We start from the raw sequence: 16534 nt of genomic DNA on the forward strand, positions 1-16534 counted from the left end.
AATGCATCGCCGGCAAGGCCGGCTCCCACAAGGTCCTGTGCATGCAGTCCCTGTGGGAGCCGGCCTTGCCGGCGATGGGGCCTGAAAGGCCCCTGAAGAGGCCATCAAGCCGAAGCTTCGGCCTCTTCTTCCCGCACCACCGCCTTCTCCACATCACGGCGGCTGATGTACTTCCAGTCGGCCTCGTCAATGTAGATCCCGTTCGGCCCACTGCCGCCTTCCAGGTCGATGGCGACATGCGCCGAAACCTGCGGCTTCACGCTCGCCAGAATCGGTACGAAGCCCAGCTGCAAGCTGGTTTCCAGCAGCGCTGCCTGGTTGCGTTCGTCGATGTCGGCCGCCTCGTCCAGGTAGTACGGCAGGCGTACGCGGCCGGCCAGGTCGCGGTCCATCAGGTGCAGCAACAAATACATGTTGGTCAGCGCCTTGATGGTCATGGTGGTGCCGTTGGACGCCGCACCGTCGATGTCGGTGTGGATCACCGGCTGGCCACCGACCTTGGTGATCTCGAAGGCCAGTTCGAACAGATCCTTCAGGCCCAGCTGGTTGTGGTTGGCTGCCACCAGCCGCGCCAGGTACTCCTTGGCCTCTTCGTTCTTGTTGTCCTGCTCGGCGCTCTGGCTCAGGTCGAACACCGACAGGGTCTCGCCTTCCTCGTACTGGCCGGCGCTGTGGATGATCTGGTCGATGTGCTTGAGCGCTTCCTTGTTCGGCGCCAGGACGATGCGAAAGCTCTGCAGGTTGGAAACCTGGCGCTTGTTGATCTCGCGGTTGAACAGCGCCAGCTGGTGCTCGAGGCTGTCGTAGTCGCTGCGGATGTTGCGCAGGGTCCGGGCGATGTCGGTAACCGCGGCGCGGCGCGCCTTGCCCAGGGTCAGGGCTTCTTCGGTGCGGTGCGAGTAGGCGTTGATCAGCAACTGCAGACGGCGCTCCATGTCGTCTTCGCTGTCGAACTTGGCCACGCCTTTGAGGCGTACCTGGGCATACAGCGCTTCGATCTGGCCATCGACCCGCAGCAGGCCCTGCCAGCTGTCCTGGTAGTCGTTGAGCAGCGGCAGCAGGTTGTCCATGCTGTCGTCGACCGGCTCCATGAACGGCGTACCGAACGGCAGGTCGGCAGGCAGCAGCTGGCGGCGGCGCAGGGCGTCGTCGAGGGTGCGCTGCTTGGCTTCCATGTCGGCGATCTGGCGGCCGACCAGTTGCAGCTTGGCCGACAGTTGCTGGACGCGTTCGGTGAAGGCGTCGCTGGAGCGCTTGAGTTCGTCCTGGGCGGCTTCCATCTGCGCCAGCTGTTCCAGTTTGTCGCCTTCTTCGGCGGACAAGGTCTGGGTGCGGCGGAAGTCTTCCAGAGCCTTTTGCGCATCCAGTACCTGCTGGTACAGGGCTTCGGTCTGGGTCTTGCTCGCGGCGCGGTCGGCGGCTACGGCCTGTTGGGTCTTGAGCTGCTTGAGCTCTTTCTCCAGGCGTTCCTTCTGGTCGCGCAGGGCGGCGCGGTCGGCCAGGGCCTGCAGCGCTGGTGGTTCGATGTGGGAGAGGTCAATGGACAGGCCCGGGGCTTCGAAACGCTCGCCCTTGAAGCCGTCGAGCACCGCTTCCAGGGATTTGACCCAGACATCGCTGTCGTCCAGCTCGATGCCGCGCTCGCCCAGCGGCAGGCTGAACAGCGCACCGTTGAACAGGCGCATCAGGCGCTCGACGTCCTGCTGCGAGAACTCTTCACGCAGGCGTGCATAGCTGTTGTTGTCGGCATGATCGAGCTGCTGCTTGACCGACTTGAGGCGTTTTTCCAGCTCGCGCAGACGCTCTTCGAGGTCTTCGGCACTGAACTGGCGCGACTGCGCCAGGGCGCCGGCCAGTTCGTCGTGGGCGTCCTTGGCGGCCAGCAGTTGCTGTTCCAGGACCTTGACGTTATCGACCAGGGCGAAGCGGTGCTTGAGCACCGACAGCTCGCCAAGCCAGCGCTGCACGCCAGTGATCTCGCGCTCCAGGCGCATCAGCTCCTGGGTGCCGCCACGCTGGTCGTTCTGCAGGCTGTCCTGTTCGTTCTTGTAGTGTTCGGCCTGGATCACCAGCTCCTCTTTGCGCGCGCTGGCGTAGTCCTGCCAGGTGCCGAGCAGCGAGTCGAGCAGTGGCGACAGGCGATGCAGTTTGCCGCGCAGGATCTCGCGCTGGGCCACGCCGTTGGCCAGGGCCTCGACCAGCGGGCCGGCGGCGACCAGCGAGTTGTAATCCTGCTCCATGCGCCGTACGTCGCGGAAGGCTTCTTCGCAGGCGGCGATGTAGTCGACGCTACCGGAACGCAGGCTGTGCTCGAAAGCATCGAGGAACAGCTGCTTGAGCTTGGCCGCGGTGATCTCGCGCATGTGCAGCAGGTTGATGAACAGGGCGCGGAAGGTCTTCAGGCTCTGCTCGCTGGTGGAGCGTAGCGGGATCAGGGTCAGGTCCAGCGGAATCGAGGTATGGCCACCCACCAGCAGGCGGCGCAGCTCGTCGGGCTTGAGCTCGTAGGCTTTCAGGCCGTTGCGCTCGAGGTTGCTGAACAGCTCTTTCTGGCGCAGGCAGGTGTCGTTTTTCTGGTAGTGGGCCAGGTCCAGCTCGCCGGCATAGGCGAAGAACTGGTGACCGAAACCGCCACCCGGGCCGCGGCCGACCACGCCGATCACGTGCGGGCCATGAGGCAGGTTGACCTCGCAGAGGATGTAGCTGGTGTCGCTGGCAAAGTAGAAGCGCCGCGACTGCTCCAGGCTGTATTTGCCGAAGCTCATGTCGGACATGCGCGCCAGGATCGGGAACTGCAGGGCGTTGATCGAGGCACTCTTGCCCAGGTTGTTGGCACCGTACACCGACAGCGGGTGTTCCAGGGGGAACAGGCCCAGGCTGTAGCCGGCGGTGTTGAGCAGTGCGAAGCGGCGAATGCCGTAGCGTTCCTGGCTCATGCGTCAATCTCCTGTTGCTCTTGCGCAATGGCTCGGGCCAAGGCGTCTTCTTCGCTTTCTTCGAACGGGCTGAGGTCCAGTGGGTCGTCGGTACGGTTCAGCTCTTCCGGGCTCTCTTCCTCGACCAGCACCGGCGTTGGCAGCGGCAGGGCGCTGTGCAGGCTGGCGGCCAGGTCGCGGTCCTGCTGGACCGACAGGCAGACGTCGAGGAAGCGGTGCATCGGCGGCAGGAAGCGGTAGATGCCGTTCTCTTCGTGGGCAAAGCCGAGCTGGGTCATGCGGCGCATGATCTTCTCTTCCAGCTCGTCCGGGGTCTGCACTTCGGCCTGGATGAACAGGTCGCGGTACTTTTCCAGCAGCGAAGGCAGCTCGTCGCGGCCCAGGCTGCCGCCGTCGAGGACCGACATCGGGTCGCGGCCCTGGTCGGCCAGGTGTTCGACCAGGATGAAGGTGAACAGCGACAGGCGCTGGGCGGTCTTGTTGACCTGGGCGGCGGCCAGGTCCGGGACGAAGTAGTAGAAGCCGCGGGTGTCGCACACCAGTTCAAAGCCCAGGGCCTTGAACAGGCCACGGTACTGGTCCTGGAAGTTCGACAGTTGGGCGTACAGCTCCGGGTCGCGGCGGCTGATGTGGAAGCCCTTGAACAGCTCGCGGAAGATCGGTGCGAGCTGGGACAGTTCGGAAAGATCAAGATGCATGGGCGGGGCTCGCAGTTGGCTCAGGCGATGGTTCGCGGCTCGATGTCAGAGCGAAGGAACGCAGGCTGACCAGGTGTTCGCGGGTGGTGTATTCACGGCGCTCGAGGCGCTCGCGGGCAAAGCGTTTTTCCCGCGACAGGCGCGAGAACCAGTACAGCAGCTCGTCGGTGGCGCCTTCGGGCTCCTGGTCGAGCAGCCAGACCATCAGGTCCGGCAGCGGCAGGGCGTCTTCGCAGCGTTCGAGCATCTCCTTGACCGTGCGCGGTGCGCGCGGGGCGTCGCCCTTGTGGCTCTTGTGGGCCTTGGGGAACTGCGCAGGCTTTGGCTCGAAACGGGCCAGGGCATAGACGTAGGCTTCGACCTGGCTGGCGCTGCCGAGGAAGGTGCTCTGCGGGCGGGTGAACAGCGGCATGGCGGCTTGCGGCACGGCGTCCAGGCCCTTGCGGCGGATCACCGACAGGGCCAGGGCGGCGCCACGGGTCACGGCGTTGTGGCGGCGGGCTTCTTCACGCAGCGGCAGCAGCAGTTCACGGGCATGGCGCAGGGTCAGCTGGGCGCTGGTCTGCATTTCGAGGATGCGCGCGTGGGTACGCAGGAGCATGTCGTCGTCGACCAGATGGCCGAGGCGGGCCTGCTCGCCGAGCAAGCGCAGCAGCACGGTCTCGACCTTGCGCACGCCTTGCTCGAAGGCGCCGTCGGCGTTGACCAGCTGGATCATCGGCTCGACGTATTCGTCCCAGGTTGCCAGGACTTCGGCGTAACGCTGGCGCAGGGGGATCTGCCGGTCGCTGGTCTTGGCCCGTTCGGCCACGGCGACCAGCGCCTGTTCGTCGTTGTCGAGCTTCTTCAGGACGTCGCGCACGCGCATGTCGAGCAGGCGCAGCTGGCGCGCCAGGTCGTTGCCGTCGCGAATCTCGAAGGCATCCTGGATATGCCCGGCCAGGCGCTCGAGGTGGCGCAGGTAGGCTTCGATCTCCAGGCACAGGCCCAGGCGGTGCTCGCGGCGCAGGTACGCCAGAAAGTCATGGATCTGGGCGTTGAGCTCGAAACGGTTCGGGCTTTTGGCCACCGGCACCAGGATATCCAGGCGGATCCACACGTCGAGCAGGCTGGTGATGTCCTGGGGCGTGCTCTCCAGCTGCTGGGTGGCCAGTTGCTGGCGAAGTTCGGCCAGGCTCAGGGTGCCCCCGTCGAAGCGCTCGCACAACGGCTCGAGCAGGGCCCAGTGTTCGGCTAGGGCGCGCAGGACGCGCTTGGGTTCGATCATTGGCGGGTCGACTCGTTGCCAAATAAAAGCGCCGATTGTACTGCATCAGACGCCTGTCGATTCACCCCCTGATCGCTTGATCCTGCTGTCGGGCGGTTTTCTGCCGATCAACAGCGGCGCCGAACGGCGAACAACGTTAGAATATCGCCCCTGACTTATCCACAGATGGCCGATCCTTCTTGTTAATCGAGTCCCGCCGCCGCGCTTATCTCAACGCCATGCAAGTGGTGCATTGGCTGCCGCGTGCCGAACTGCCGTTCGCGGCACCATCGCGCCCGGAGCTGTTGCTGCCGGTGGCGCCGCTCGAGGAACAGGCGTTAGAGCCGCTTGAGCAGGCACCAGCGGCCGCCGTCGTGGCACCGAGTGCGCCGGTGGTGCGCTCCGGCGAGCGCCCGAAGATCGAGATTCCGCGCCCCGGCAGCACCCCGAAAGTCGCGGCCAAACCGGTGGAAGAGGCCGAAAAGGCGCCGGTCGCTGCCAGGCCCGCACCGGTGCCGCCCCCACGCTTTGCCCTGCAGTTGCTGCGCGCCGGCAATTGCCTGCTGCTGGTGGAACTGGCCACCGGCGAGCCGTTCCAGAGCCGCGACCCTTCCTATCTGTTGCTCAAGGACATGCTGCGCGCCGCCGGGCTGCCGGACAGCCCGCAGATCATCGGTGAGCCGGTGCGCTGGCCGTTGCTGGTGCGCGGCAACCTCGATCAGGGGCCGCAGGCGGCGACCGATTTCGTCCAGGGCTTTATCCAGGCCCGGCTTGAAGAAGCGCCGTGCGTCTGCCTGTGGCTGATCGGCCTGCCTGCCGTGCGCTTTGCCGGCGAGGCCAATGCCGAAGCTTATTATCGCGAGTTGCCGGTTGAAGGGCTGGGCGCTGCCTGGGCCTTGCCGGGGCTCGAACTGTTGATGGACGAGCCGCAACGCAAGGCGGACGTCTGGCAAGCCATGCGCCGGCTGATGGCGCGCTGGAAACCAAGCAATGAGTGACACGATCAGCTTCCGCCGGATGACCGAGGCGGATCTGGATGCCGTACTGAAGATCGAATACGCCGCCTTCAGTCACCCCTGGACCCGCGGGATTTTCCTCGACGGGCTCAAGTCCTATGAAATCTGGCTGATGTTCGAAGGCGAGCAGCAGGTCGGCCACGGCGTGATCAACGTGATCATCGACGAGGCGCACCTGCTCAACATTACCGTCAAGCCTGAAAGCCAGGGGCGCGGCCTGGGCCTGGCCCTGCTGGAAGAGCTGATGAAGCGTGCCTACGCAATCAATGGCCGCGAGTGCTTCCTGGAGGTGCGCGCCAGCAACCAGTCGGCTTATCGTCTGTACGAACGCTACGGCTTCAACGAAATTGGCCGTCGTCGTGACTATTACCCGGTAGCCGGCGGTCGCGAAGATGCCTTGGTCATGGCCTGTACCCTGTTCGAGTAGGGGTTCAACGCTCCGGCTTGCCGTCCAGCGGGTCGCGCCGGGCCAGCTCTGCTTCATCCAGGCCGTTGCCGCCGCCGATGTCACTTTGGTCGACTACGCTCAAGTCCCAGTCCGCAGGGTGATTTGCTCCCGGCTCGTTGGCTGAGCGGGCGCCGTCTTCGGGGATCAGGGTTTCTGGCTCGAGGTCGTCGTCGGTTGGGTCGAAACCGACATCGACGTTGGGGGTATCCTCGTCAAAGTGCAATTCTTCAACCGAGCTCATGGGGTCTTCGTCTTCATCGCTCGGGGCGGGCTGCGGGGCGTGAAGCGGGCGGTGTTTCTGGCTCATGGTCGATCCTCCTGCAGAAGGGCCTAAACGGTTGACCTGCCATTTGGCGGAAGATTCAAAGGCGTGACCTGAACAGGCCGGCGCCTGTCACAGGATGCGCATCAACCATGAGGCTTGCACATGCACGATCTACAAGAACTGATTGATAACAACGCGCGCTGGGCCGATGCGATCAAGCAGGAAGATCCGGATTTCTTCGCCAAGCTGGCGCGTCAGCAGACACCGGAGTTCCTCTGGATCGGGTGTTCGGACGCCCGGGTACCGGCCAACGAGATCGTCGGCATGCTGCCGGGCGACCTGTTCGTTCACCGCAATGTCGCCAACGTGGTGCTGCACACTGACCTGAACTGCCTGTCGGTGATCCAGTACGCGGTGGACGTGCTCAAGGTCAAGCACATCCTGGTCACCGGCCATTACGGCTGCGGCGGGGTGCGGGCATCGATGCAGGATCGTCAGCTGGGCCTGATCGATGGCTGGCTGCGTTCGATTCGCGACCTGTACTACGAAAACCGCGTGGAACTGGCCAAGCTGCCGACCGAGGAAGAGCGGGTGGATCGCCTGTGCGAGCTGAACGTGATCCAGCAGGTGGCCAATGTCGGCCATACCACCATCGTCCAGAATGCCTGGCACCGTGGGCAGAGCCTGTCGGTGCATGGCTGCATCTATGGCATCAAGGATGGGCGCTGGAAGAGCTTGAATGCGACCATCAGCGGCATCGACCAGTTGCCGCCGCAGTACCGGTTGCGTCCGCAGGACTGAGGCCATCGCGGGGCAAGCCCGCTCCTACAGAAGTGGGAGCGGGCTTGCCCCGCGACAGGCTTCACCTCAAGTCTTCTGCAAGTCCCGCAACGTCCGCGTCACCGCCCCGGTATTGCACTTGGCACTGGCCTGCTCCGGGGTCATGTTGCGAATCGTGCGGAAATACAGCTCGCAGGTCTGCTTCTTCGCTGTCACCTGCCACTTCTGCGTACAGGCACCAAGGGTGGCCTTGGCATCCGCCGCCGGGTTGCGGCCCATGCCCGACTGCCAGCAGGCGGCGCTCAAATCCTGGCCCATCATCTTCAGTCCGGCCTGGTCGGCTTTGTCCTGGTCGCCGTCATGGTTGGTTTTATCCGACGCATACCAGATCGCGCTCGGGTGGTTGGCACCCAGCACCGGGACCTTTTGCCCAGGCGTAGGGCTGATGGTCGCGAGGCCCAGAACGTAGAGCTTGGGCCCATACTGCTGCTCGATCCAGCTGCGCACCGGCGAGCCGAAGGCAACCATTGGCAAGGATGCGCCATTGCCGGTCCGGGTCACCTCCTTGACCATCTGCGCCTGATAGTCCTTGAAGTAGCCATACACGCCTTCAAGGTCTTTGCCGGCGCTGGCTGGCGCCGCGATCGGGGCGATGTCGACGATGGTCTGGTAGGCCGGGGTTTGATCAGCGGGGATGCCGTTGAAGGTCAGCAGCGTGGCCCAGCGGTCGGTGGTGTTGGAGCGCAGGTAGTCCTGGGCCTGGGTTAGCGAGTAATCCGGCGGGAAGTGCAAAAGCTCAATGCTGCGGCGCTTTTCCAGGGCCATGCCCAGGGGCAGGAAGAGGTTCCAGCTATAAGCCCATTTGCCTTCGCGGTTGAGCTGGCTGGCGCCTTGATAGGCCAGCTCGCCAGTGTCGAGCAGCGCTTGCAGGGGCTTGCTGTAGTCGCTCGGTACCCCCTGGATGTCAGCATGCAGTTTGTCGTTGTCACGACTGACCTTCACGGTCGCGCCTGTGTATCCGTCGCGTTGCACGCTCTGGGTCAGGTAGTGTTCCACGGTCTGCTCAAGCGTCCAGTCGCGAAAGCAGATGACGTTGCAGTTGTTGGGGTAGGCAAACAGCCGGTTCACGCGTTCCTGGTTGCCCAGGTCGATCCGGGCGTCGGCCTGGATGGCGCTGCTGAAGGCCAGTGTGGCCAGGGCGAAGGTCAATGGAGCAGTCTTGTGCATGCTTAAACTCCTTGTCAGTTTCTCCCCGCAGTCGGGAGGCTTGCCATACTGGAGGAATTTCCTGGGGATTGGGAAGGGGAGCAGGCTGATGAAACCGTGGTGCAAGGCTGGTATCGGTGCAGGATTTTTGCTGACAGTGCTCGGCGTTGCGCAGGCGCAGGCCGAAGAGCGTGATCTGTACCTGTTTGCCCAGTGGGCCGGTGATCATCAGACTCGGCCTTTTCGCCAGATGCTGGTGGATGCACGCGTGTATGGCGTAGTGCCAATCCATCAGCTGCTGCGTTCGGCCAGTGACTGGCGCTTGTGCAGGGCCGAGCCGTTTGCAGTGGCGCCAGGCTCGCAGTGGCCGGCGGTGCGTTCGACCTTGCTACTGCTCAAGACCCTGGGTGACCAGGGCGTGCTCAAGCGCTATGAGGTGGTTTCGGCTTACCGCAACCCGGTGCTCAACCGCTGTGCGGGGGGCGCCATGGGGAGCGCCCATACCCGTGCGTTCGCGGTCGACCTGCTGCTGCCGGACTGGGCCGATCCGACGCCGCTGTGCAGCTTCTGGCAGGCCCATGGCAAGGACTGGAACATGGGCCTGGGGCGTTACCCGTCGGGGCGCATTCACATCGACACGGCGGGTTACCGCACCTGGGGCGGCGACTTCAGCGCCGGGTCATCCTTCTGCGCCCCGGCGGTGGCCGGCAAAGCTCAGGCCAGGTGAGCCAGGCAGGCTGCCGATTGCTCGATCACCCATTCGGCGAAGCAGCGGCTTTTGTCGTCTTCAAGAATCGCCTGGGGGCTGAGCAGGAAATAGGCCGATTGATCCTGGATGAAACCGCGCGGCGCCCGCAGTTGGCCGCTGTCGATTTCATCCTGGACCATCAGGCGCGAGGCCATGGCCACACCCAGCCCGGCAGCGGCAGCCTGGATACACAGGTAAAAGTGTTCGTAATCGGCGCGGCTGCTGCCCTGAGCCGATTCGCCGCTTTGGCGCAGCCAGGTGTTCCACGCATTGGGACGCGAAGCGCTGTGCAGCAGGCGTTGGCCGGCCAGGCCCTGTTCGGGTAGCGCATGGCCGCCACTGCACACCGGGCCGACCCATTCGTCGCAGATCTTCAGCGCATGCAGGTTGGCGTCCCAGTGAAAGTCATCGCGGCGCAGGGCCAGGTCGACACCGCTGCGGGCGAAGTCGATCGGCCCGCCGGCCGCCACCAGGTGCAGGTGAATATCCGGGTGGGCGGCATGAAAGGCCGGCAGCCGTGGGATCAGCCAGCGCATGGCGATGGTCGGTTCGCACGACAGCACCAGTACGTTCTCTCGCGCCTGTTGCTGCAGGCGGTACACCGCGCCTTCAAGTTGCTCGAACACCGACAGGGTGGTGCCGTGCAGGGCGCGGCCGGCGGCGGTGAGGAAGATCGCCCGATTGCGCCGCTCGAACAGCGGCACCCCCAGCGACTCCTCCAGCAGGCGCACCTGCCGGCTCACGGCGCCGTGGGTGACATTGAGCAGCTCGGCGGCGCGCACGAAACTCTGGGTTTGCGCAGCAACGTCGAAATAGCGAAAGGCGGACAGTGCAGGCAGTTTCATATCTGTGAGAAAAACTAGCGGATTTGCCTCACTATAAATCGCTTTTGGCCCTACCCGAAGCTTTCGATAATGGCAGCGCGCAGACGTATCTGTGCATTGGCCTAGCAGATCGAGGAGCTTTACGTGAATGAACTCATAGCCGTTGCCCTGTTCACCGTGCTGGCGGTGATCAGCCCGGGCGCCGACTTTGCCATGGTGACCCGCAGCAGCTACGCCTTTGGCCGCCGTGCGGGCCTGGCTGCGGCCCTGGGCATCGCCCTTGGCGTACAGGTGCATGTGCTGTACACCGTGCTGGGCATCGCGGTGATCATCAGCCAGAGTCCGGCGCTGTTCCTGGCCATGAAGGTGCTGGGAGCGGGGTACCTGATTTATCTTGGCTACAAGTCGCTGACCAACACCACGCGGATTTCCCTGGAGGGCGGCAGCAGCAGTCAGCTTGGCGTGCTGGCGGCCTTGCGCTCGGGCTTTCTGACCAACGCCCTGAACCCCAAGACCATGCTGTTCGTGGTCAGCGCCTATACCCAGGTGGTGCAGCCGGGCAGCTCGCTGGCGATCAACTTCGGCTACGGCGCGTTCATGTCGTTCGCCCATTGGCTGTGGTTCAGCCTGGTGGCGGTGTTTTTCTCCAGCGCGGTATTGCGTCGGGCCATGCTCGAACGCCAGCGTCTGGTTGACCGGGTGATTGGCGTGGCCTTGATTGGCCTGGGGCTGGCGGTGGTGTTCGCCAATGTGCGCTAAGCGGGAGGGGTAAAAATCGCAGGCAAGAAAAAAGGGCTTACCTTGCGGTAAGCCCTTTTTAGTACTTGGTGGCTACACAGGGACTTGAACCCCGGACCCCAGCATTATGAATGCTATGCTCTAACCAACTGAGCTATGTAGCCAAGTGGCGCGCATTATTCGCCTGAAACGGATTTGTGTCAACACTCTTTTTCAAAAAAATTAACGCGCGATCAACCGCTTAGCCGTAAACGGGCTCAGAAGTCATATTTGAACGTGGTCATCAGGTTGCGTGGCGCCCCGTAGTTGCCGTACGACGACGCCATCGAGTAGTACTCGCGGTCGAAGGCGTTGTTGAGGTTGACCGTGGCGCTGAGGTTTTCGCTGATGTCGTAGCGCGCCATCAGGTTGACCAGCGCGTAGCTGCCCTGGTCGAAGCTGTGCAGGTCGAGGCCGACCTTGCTCTGCCAGTTGACGCCGCCGCCGACGGTGACTTTGTCGAGCATCCCGGGCAGGCGGTAGCTGGTGAAGGTCTTGAGGCTGTGGCGCGGATACACAGTGGCAATGCGCTCATCCTGGTTGTCGGTGGTCAGGGTGTAGGTGTATCCGGCAGACGCCTGCCAGCCCTCGGCCAGCTCGCCATTGAGCTCCATCTCCAGGCCCTTGGAGGTGGTGTCCTGCTTGGCATCGTAGACGTTGTCATGCAGCCAGATCGCCAGGTTGTCCTGTTCGAGCTTGAACAGCGCCAGGCTCGAGTTCAACTTGCCGTCGAAATGGCTGCCCTTGACGCCGACCTCGTAGCCGATGCCTTGCATCGGGTCGAGCGGCTTGTTGTTTTCGTCAGTGACCCAGGAGGCCTGCGGGTTGAAGATCTTGGTATAGCTGGCGTACAGCGCCCAGGTTTCATCAAGGTCGTAGACCACACCGGCATAGGGGATGAATACTCCGGTTTCCTTGCGGCTGACTTCGGTTTTTTCGCCGCCGTATGGACGATCTTCGGTATCGCGTTTCCAGTCGATCACCCGGCTGCCGAGAATCAGGTTGAGATCGTCGGTCAGGTGCAGGCGCGAGGAGAGGTAGGCGGCGTACTGGGTCTCCTCCATCGAGGATTTGCCGCTGATGGTCCAGTCCGGCTTGGGCTGCTTGCCGTCCCAGTCGAAGATGTTATCCACCGCCGCACCCGGCGTTGCGTTGTAGTCGTAGCGCCAGCCGCCCCAGCTCGGCACGTTTTCGTTGTACTTGGACAGGGTCACGCCGCCAATCAGTTCATGCTCACGACCGAACAGGCTGAACGGGCCGGTCAGGTACATGTCCAGGTTGTCCTGGCGCGGTGTGCCGGAAAAGCGCGTCGGCAACTGGGTCAGGCCGCTGCCGTCAGGCTGCAGGTTGCCCATGAGAAAGCCGAACACTTCGTCAAACTTGTTTTCCGAATGGCTGTACTCGATCTTGCCGCTCCAGCCATTGCCCAATTGCTGCTCCACCGAGGCGAAATAGCTGGTCTGTTCGTGGTCGTTGTAGGACCAGTCGGGGGCCATGTTGATCGAACGCTTGAGGTTGCTGCGTTCGCCGGTGCTGAAGCGGGTTGGCAAGCCGGTACGCAGCGGCGAGTCGACGTCGGTGCGCTGGTAGCTGAACCCCATGGTCAGCAGGGTGTCTTCGCTCAGGTCGAATTCGCTGATGCCATACAGCAACTGGCTTTCCATCTTGTAGCGGTCGACCCAGGCGCCTTCGGTCTTGTAGTCGGCGACCAGGCGGCCACGCACGTTGCCGCTTTCAGTCAGCGGCCCGGAGACGTCAAAGCCGGTGCCATAGCGGTCCCAGGTGCCCGCCGAGCCGGTAACGCTGGCCTGGCCCTCGGCGGTCGGGCGCTTGCGGATCAGGTTGATGGTCGCCGACGGGTTACCCATGCCGCTGATCAGGCCGCTGGCGCCGCGCACGATCTCGATGCGGTCATACATCGCCATGCTCTGGGTGTAGTTGTCCATCCGCGTGACGGTAGGGACGCCGTCGATCTCGTAGTTCTGGATGACGAAGCCGCGCGAATAATAGCTGTCGGTCTCGGCACCCAGGCCATCGCGCACGACGATCACCCCGGGGGTGGCTTCCAGCGCGTCGCTGAGGTTGGTCAGACGCTGATCATCCAAGCGTTGGCGAGTCATCACGGTCAGTGACTGCGGGGTTTCCTGCGGGGTGAGGTTAAGCCGCGTCGAGCTACTGGAGGAGTAAGTGGTATAGAGCCCGGTGCCTTCAGTGGTCGACCCCGGTGCCTTGCCGGAAATGCTCAGGGCATCCAGTTGCAAAGCGCTGCCCAGTTCCATCGGCAGGTCGATGACGAAGCTGCTGGCGTTGGGTTGGCTCAAGCGCGCGCTGCTGCCAGCGGTCAGTGCCTGCAGCGCCTGGGTCGGGCTCATGCGGCCCTTTACCCCGGGCGACGAGCGTCCGTTGAGCTGATTGGCGTCGTAGATCACCTGCAGCCCGCTCTGGGCGCTGAACTGGTCCAGGGCATCGGCCAAGGGTTGCGCCGGGATGTTGAAATCCTGCGACTGGGCCTGGGCCTGGGCAGGCTCGGCGGCCTGTACCGGTAGGCTCAGGGTGACGCAAAACAGGCTGGCCGCAAGGATGGCGCGGGCCAGCGGTTGACGGCTGAATACGAAATCGCGTGGGTACTGCATGTGTCCTCCCCCAGAGAATACAAACGATAATGCTTCTTATGTGGAGGTGTGACGCAGCAGGAACGGCAATTACCGAAAACTAAAAAAATTAATTCACCGGCTCAGCGCACGATGATCCATTGGCCGGCCAGGTGGCTGACGCTCAGGTTCTGATTGCGCGCCAGGGCATCGATCGCACTGCCGGCCTGGTCGAGGTTGAAGCTACCGCTGACCGGGCGCCGGCCGACCTGTTCGTCGATGTACAGCAGGCGACTGCCCTGATACTCGGCAAGTTGTTCCAGCACCTTGCGCAAGGGTACCTCGCGTACCCGCAGCTGCCCGTCGCGCCAGGCCAGCAGGCGTTCGGCGTCGACCTTCTCGACCTGGTCCAGGCGGCTGCCGCTCAGGGTCACCCGTTCACCGGGGGCGAGCATGCGTTTGTCGCCGGCGCTGCTGACCTCGACCTTGCCCTTGAGCAGCACCACTTCATCGTGATCGCGACCGCGGCTGACAGAGAACCGCGTGCCCAGCACCTGCACCTGAGCATCATCGATATCGACCACGAAGGGCCGGCCATCGTGGGTCACTTCAATGAACATCTGCCCTTGCACCAGGCGCAGCTTGCGCACGGGGCCGCGCAGGTCGACATCGACGGCACTGGCGCTGTCGAGGGTCAGCCGCGAGCCATCGGCCAGCTGAATCTGCCGGCGTTCGCCAACGGCGGTGGCGACATCGCTGTTCAGGCGCTGCAGCAACGGCAGTTGCAGCATCACCAGGCCGCTGATCAGCAAGACGCTGGCGGCCACTGCCCAACCGCCCCAGGAGCGTGGTGCCGCGCGGCGTTCGATCTTGTGCAGGCGGCGTGCCGGCAGTTCCAGCTGTTGCCAGAACAGCTCGACTTCGGCAAAGGTGCGGGCGTTCTCCGGGTCCTGGCGCCACTGTTCGAAGGCCTGGCGCTGCTCGGCGCCGAGGTCGTCGGCGCGCAGCCGGGTAAACCAGTCCAGGGCTTGCTGGTCCCGGTCGCCAGGTTCGGTCGGATGGGAGGAATTTGGCGATGGGTTCATGGCAGGTCAGTCTTGTTTCGGTTATGCAGGGCAGCCGCGGCGCAATGGCTCAGGGCTTTGTTCAAATGACGCTCGACCGCACGCGGGTCGAGCCCCAGGCGTGCGCCGATGTCCTTGTAGCTTAATTGCTCGACCCGGGCGAGCAGAAACACCTCGCGGGTCGGCGAGGGCAGGCCGTCGATCAGGCGTTCAAGATGGTCAAGGGTGTTTCCGGCCACGGCACTGCGCTCGGGTGAGGTTTCGTTGAGCAGTTGCTCCAGCGCCTGCTCGTCATTGACCCCACGTACCTGGCTGCGCCGAGCATGGTCGATGCTCAGGTTGTTGGCGATGCGATACAAAAAGGCTCGCAGGTTGCCAACCTCGCCGCGCTCACTGTGCATCAGCCGGACAAAGGCATCTTGCAGAAGGTCGCGGGCGGTTTCCCGACAGCGCACGCGGCGGGTCAGAAAGGCCAGCAGTTCGCTGCGATGATGCTGATAGAGCAGCGACAGGCTGCGGTTGTCCTGGTCGTCGGACATGGCGTATGCGGGCCTCGGATAGGCAGGCAGTGGAGTCTGTGAAAACGCAGCCGATGCTAACGTTATTGAGAATTATTAACAAGTGCGTCGAAAGTACGTTGGTCGAAAAGAATAGTGCGCTTGCTAACGATTTCTGGATAATTGGATCCCGCCCACCGGATGGAAGCTTTTGTCATGGCTGTGAGCACTGCCTCGTCAACGTCACCCGCCAGCACCGCGACTGCCCAGAGCAGCCCGCTGGTGATGCGCATCATCGCCGCCTGTGCCCTGGCGCACTTGATCAACGATCTGATCCAGTCAGTACTGCCGTCGATCTACCCGCTGCTCAAGGCCAACTATGGTTTGACCTTTGCCCAGGTCGGGATGATCACCCTGACGTTCCAGATCACCGCCTCGTTGCTGCAGCCCTGGGTGGGTTTCTACACCGACCGCAAACCGATGCCGAACCTGTTGCCGCTGGGCACCCTGTGCACCCTGGTGGGCATTGTCATGCTCGCCTATGTCGGCAGTTTCCCGATGATTCTGCTGGCGGCGGCGCTGGTGGGTATTGGCTCGTCGACCTTCCACCCGGAAACCTCGCGTATCGCCCGGCTGGCCTCGGGTGGGCGTTTTGGCCTGGCGCAATCGACCTTCCAGGTCGGTGGCAACGCCGGCTCCGCCTTCGGCCCGTTGCTGGCGGCGGCGATCATCATTCCCTTCGGCCAGGGCAATGTGGTGTGGTTCGGCCTGTTCGCGGTCTGTGCCGTGCTGGTCACCTATGGCCTGAGCCGCTGGTACAAGGAACACCTGAACCTGTTCAAGGCCAAGCAGGGCCAGCGCGCTACCCACGGCCTTTCGCGCCAGCGGGTGATCGGCGCCCTGGTGGTGCTGGGGTTGCTGGTGTTCTCCAAGTACTTCTACATGTCCAGCTTCACCAGCTACTTCACGTTCTACCTGATCGAGAAGTTCGACCTCTCGGTGGCCAGCTCGCAGTTGCACCTGTTCCTGTTCCTCGGCGCGGTAGCGGCCGGGACCTTCTTCGGCGGGCCGATCGGTGACCGTATCGGGCGCAAGGCGGTGATCTGGTTCTCGATCCTCGGCGTGGCGCCCTTCACCCTGCTGCTGCCTTATGTCGACCTGTTCTGGACCAGCGTGCTCAGCGTCATCATCGGCTTCATCCTCGCCTCGGCGTTCTCGGCCATCGTCGTCTACGCGCAGGAGCTGGTGCCGGGCAATGTCGGCATGATCGCCGGGATCTTCTTCGGCCTGATGTTCGGCTTTGGCGGCATCGGTGCAGCCCTGCTGGGGTACCTGGCCGACTTCAAGGGCATCGAGTACGTCTACAGCCTGTGCTCGTACCTGCCGCTGTTCGGCCTGCTGGCAATCCTCCTGCCGTCCACCGGCAAGCGCTGAGGCC

The 16534-nt window shown here is 63.5% G+C and carries 15 protein-coding genes and 1 tRNA gene; 6 read left to right on the top strand and 10 right to left on the bottom strand.

Annotation, left to right across the window (positions count from 1 at the left end; all coding sequences use genetic code 11):
• Positions 1 to 104 precede the first annotated feature (104 nt).
• The 3 genes from mksF to mksB are packed head-to-tail and all read right to left on the bottom strand — an operon-like array spanning position 105 to position 4901.
• Entirely contained in the window at positions 105 to 2936 is a 2832-nt protein-coding gene (gene mksF, locus LOY45_RS03615; protein WP_258578763.1) for an Mks condensin complex protein MksF, read from the bottom strand.
• Positions 2933 to 3634, bottom strand: a complete 702-nt coding sequence (gene mksE / locus LOY45_RS03620) for an Mks condensin complex protein MksE (protein ID WP_010225708.1) — start codon at positions 3632 to 3634, stop codon at positions 2933 to 2935. The genes mksF and mksE overlap by 4 nt, the downstream gene beginning before the upstream one ends.
• Entirely contained in the window at positions 3624 to 4901 is a 1278-nt protein-coding gene (gene mksB / locus LOY45_RS03625; protein ID WP_036993806.1) for an Mks condensin complex protein MksB, read from the bottom strand. Before mksB ends, mksE begins: the two co-directional genes overlap by 11 nt.
• A gap of 179 nt (positions 4902 to 5080) precedes the next feature.
• Between mksB and LOY45_RS03630 the strand changes: the two genes are divergently transcribed.
• Together LOY45_RS03630 and rimI are read left to right on the top strand one after the other, a co-directional pair.
• Complete coding sequence (locus tag LOY45_RS03630; protein WP_115088772.1) at positions 5081 to 5878, top strand: energy transducer TonB; 798 nt, start codon at positions 5081 to 5083, stop codon at positions 5876 to 5878.
• Positions 5871 to 6323 (top strand): ribosomal protein S18-alanine N-acetyltransferase, encoded by a 453-nt coding sequence (rimI, locus tag LOY45_RS03635; protein ID WP_134064331.1) that lies wholly within the window; start codon positions 5871 to 5873, stop codon positions 6321 to 6323. Before LOY45_RS03630 ends, rimI begins: the two co-directional genes overlap by 8 nt.
• Positions 6324 to 6327: 4 nt before the next feature.
• Here rimI and LOY45_RS03640 read toward each other — a convergent pair whose 3' ends face one another.
• Entirely contained in the window at positions 6328 to 6651 is a 324-nt protein-coding gene (locus LOY45_RS03640; RefSeq protein WP_115088770.1) for a serine kinase/phosphatase, read from the bottom strand.
• Positions 6652 to 6771: 120 nt separating this feature from the next.
• On the opposite strand from LOY45_RS03640, the gene can reads away from it, so the two are divergent.
• On the top strand, positions 6772 to 7410 hold the full coding sequence (gene can / locus LOY45_RS03645) for a carbonate dehydratase (RefSeq protein WP_038997206.1): 639 nt from the start codon (positions 6772 to 6774) through the stop codon (positions 7408 to 7410).
• 66 nt (positions 7411 to 7476) lie between these two features.
• Here can and LOY45_RS03650 read toward each other — a convergent pair whose 3' ends face one another.
• On the bottom strand, positions 7477 to 8616 hold the full coding sequence (locus tag LOY45_RS03650; RefSeq protein WP_258578764.1) for a hypothetical protein: 1140 nt from the start codon (positions 8614 to 8616) through the stop codon (positions 7477 to 7479).
• A gap of 88 nt (positions 8617 to 8704) precedes the next feature.
• On the opposite strand from LOY45_RS03650, the gene LOY45_RS03655 reads away from it, so the two are divergent.
• On the top strand, positions 8705 to 9322 hold the full coding sequence (locus tag LOY45_RS03655; RefSeq protein WP_258578765.1) for a D-Ala-D-Ala carboxypeptidase family metallohydrolase: 618 nt from the start codon (positions 8705 to 8707) through the stop codon (positions 9320 to 9322).
• Here LOY45_RS03655 and LOY45_RS03660 read toward each other — a convergent pair.
• Positions 9310 to 10188, bottom strand: a complete 879-nt coding sequence (locus tag LOY45_RS03660; RefSeq protein WP_233674634.1) for a LysR substrate-binding domain-containing protein — start codon at positions 10186 to 10188, stop codon at positions 9310 to 9312. The two genes, LOY45_RS03655 and LOY45_RS03660, sit on opposite strands and share 13 nt — an antisense overlap.
• A 123-nt stretch (positions 10189 to 10311) precedes the next feature.
• Between LOY45_RS03660 and LOY45_RS03665 the strand changes: the two genes are divergently transcribed.
• Positions 10312 to 10926 (top strand): LysE family translocator, encoded by a 615-nt coding sequence (locus LOY45_RS03665; protein WP_115088767.1) that lies wholly within the window; start codon positions 10312 to 10314, stop codon positions 10924 to 10926.
• Between the two features lie 66 nt (positions 10927 to 10992).
• On the opposite strand, the gene LOY45_RS03670 is transcribed toward LOY45_RS03665, so the two are convergent.
• From LOY45_RS03670 to LOY45_RS03685, 4 genes are all read right to left on the bottom strand, one after another.
• Positions 10993 to 11069: transfer RNA gene (locus tag LOY45_RS03670), tRNA-Met, on the bottom strand.
• Between the two features lie 93 nt (positions 11070 to 11162).
• Complete coding sequence (locus LOY45_RS03675; protein WP_115088766.1) at positions 11163 to 13577, bottom strand: TonB-dependent siderophore receptor; 2415 nt, start codon at positions 13575 to 13577, stop codon at positions 11163 to 11165.
• Positions 13578 to 13678: 101 nt separating this feature from the next.
• A complete protein-coding gene (locus tag LOY45_RS03680) occupies positions 13679 to 14620 on the bottom strand; it encodes a FecR family protein (RefSeq protein ID WP_134064323.1) in 942 nt (313 codons plus the stop codon).
• Positions 14617 to 15138 carry an RNA polymerase sigma factor gene (locus tag LOY45_RS03685; RefSeq protein ID WP_052251588.1) on the bottom strand — a complete coding sequence of 174 codons (522 nt, stop codon included), beginning with the start codon at positions 15136 to 15138 and terminating at the stop codon, positions 14617 to 14619. The genes LOY45_RS03680 and LOY45_RS03685 overlap by 4 nt, the downstream gene beginning before the upstream one ends.
• A gap of 174 nt (positions 15139 to 15312) precedes the next feature.
• On the opposite strand from LOY45_RS03685, the gene LOY45_RS03690 reads away from it, so the two are divergent.
• Positions 15313 to 16530: an MFS transporter gene (locus LOY45_RS03690; protein WP_134064319.1), complete on the top strand. Its 1218-nt coding sequence runs from the start codon at positions 15313 to 15315 to the stop codon at positions 16528 to 16530.
• Positions 16531 to 16534 lie beyond the last annotated feature (4 nt).

The organism is Pseudomonas wadenswilerensis (genome assembly GCF_024749185.1).
GTDB lineage: Bacteria > Pseudomonadota > Gammaproteobacteria > Pseudomonadales > Pseudomonadaceae > Aquipseudomonas > Aquipseudomonas wadenswilerensis.

Coding starts and splice junctions, on each gene's coding strand:
- mksF (WP_258578763.1), bottom strand. CDS start 2,936: ATGAGCCAGGAACGCTACGGCATTCGCCGCTTCGCACTGCTCAACACC.
- mksE (WP_010225708.1), bottom strand. CDS start 3,634: ATGCATCTTGATCTTTCCGAACTGTCCCAGCTCGCACCGATCTTCCGC.
- mksB (WP_036993806.1), bottom strand. CDS start 4,901: ATGATCGAACCCAAGCGCGTCCTGCGCGCCCTAGCCGAACACTGGGCC.
- rimI (WP_134064331.1), top strand. CDS start 5,871: ATGAGTGACACGATCAGCTTCCGCCGGATGACCGAGGCGGATCTGGAT.
- LOY45_RS03640 (WP_115088770.1), bottom strand. CDS start 6,651: ATGAGCCAGAAACACCGCCCGCTTCACGCCCCGCAGCCCGCCCCGAGC.
- can (WP_038997206.1), top strand. CDS start 6,772: ATGCACGATCTACAAGAACTGATTGATAACAACGCGCGCTGGGCCGAT.
- LOY45_RS03650 (WP_258578764.1), bottom strand. CDS start 8,616: ATGCACAAGACTGCTCCATTGACCTTCGCCCTGGCCACACTGGCCTTC.
- LOY45_RS03655 (WP_258578765.1), top strand. CDS start 8,705: ATGAAACCGTGGTGCAAGGCTGGTATCGGTGCAGGATTTTTGCTGACA.
- LOY45_RS03660 (WP_233674634.1), bottom strand. CDS start 10,188: ATGAAACTGCCTGCACTGTCCGCCTTTCGCTATTTCGACGTTGCTGCG.
- LOY45_RS03675 (WP_115088766.1), bottom strand. CDS start 13,577: ATGCAGTACCCACGCGATTTCGTATTCAGCCGTCAACCGCTGGCCCGC.
- LOY45_RS03680 (WP_134064323.1), bottom strand. CDS start 14,620: ATGAACCCATCGCCAAATTCCTCCCATCCGACCGAACCTGGCGACCGG.
- LOY45_RS03685 (WP_052251588.1), bottom strand. CDS start 15,138: ATGTCCGACGACCAGGACAACCGCAGCCTGTCGCTGCTCTATCAGCAT.
- LOY45_RS03690 (WP_134064319.1), top strand. CDS start 15,313: ATGGCTGTGAGCACTGCCTCGTCAACGTCACCCGCCAGCACCGCGACT.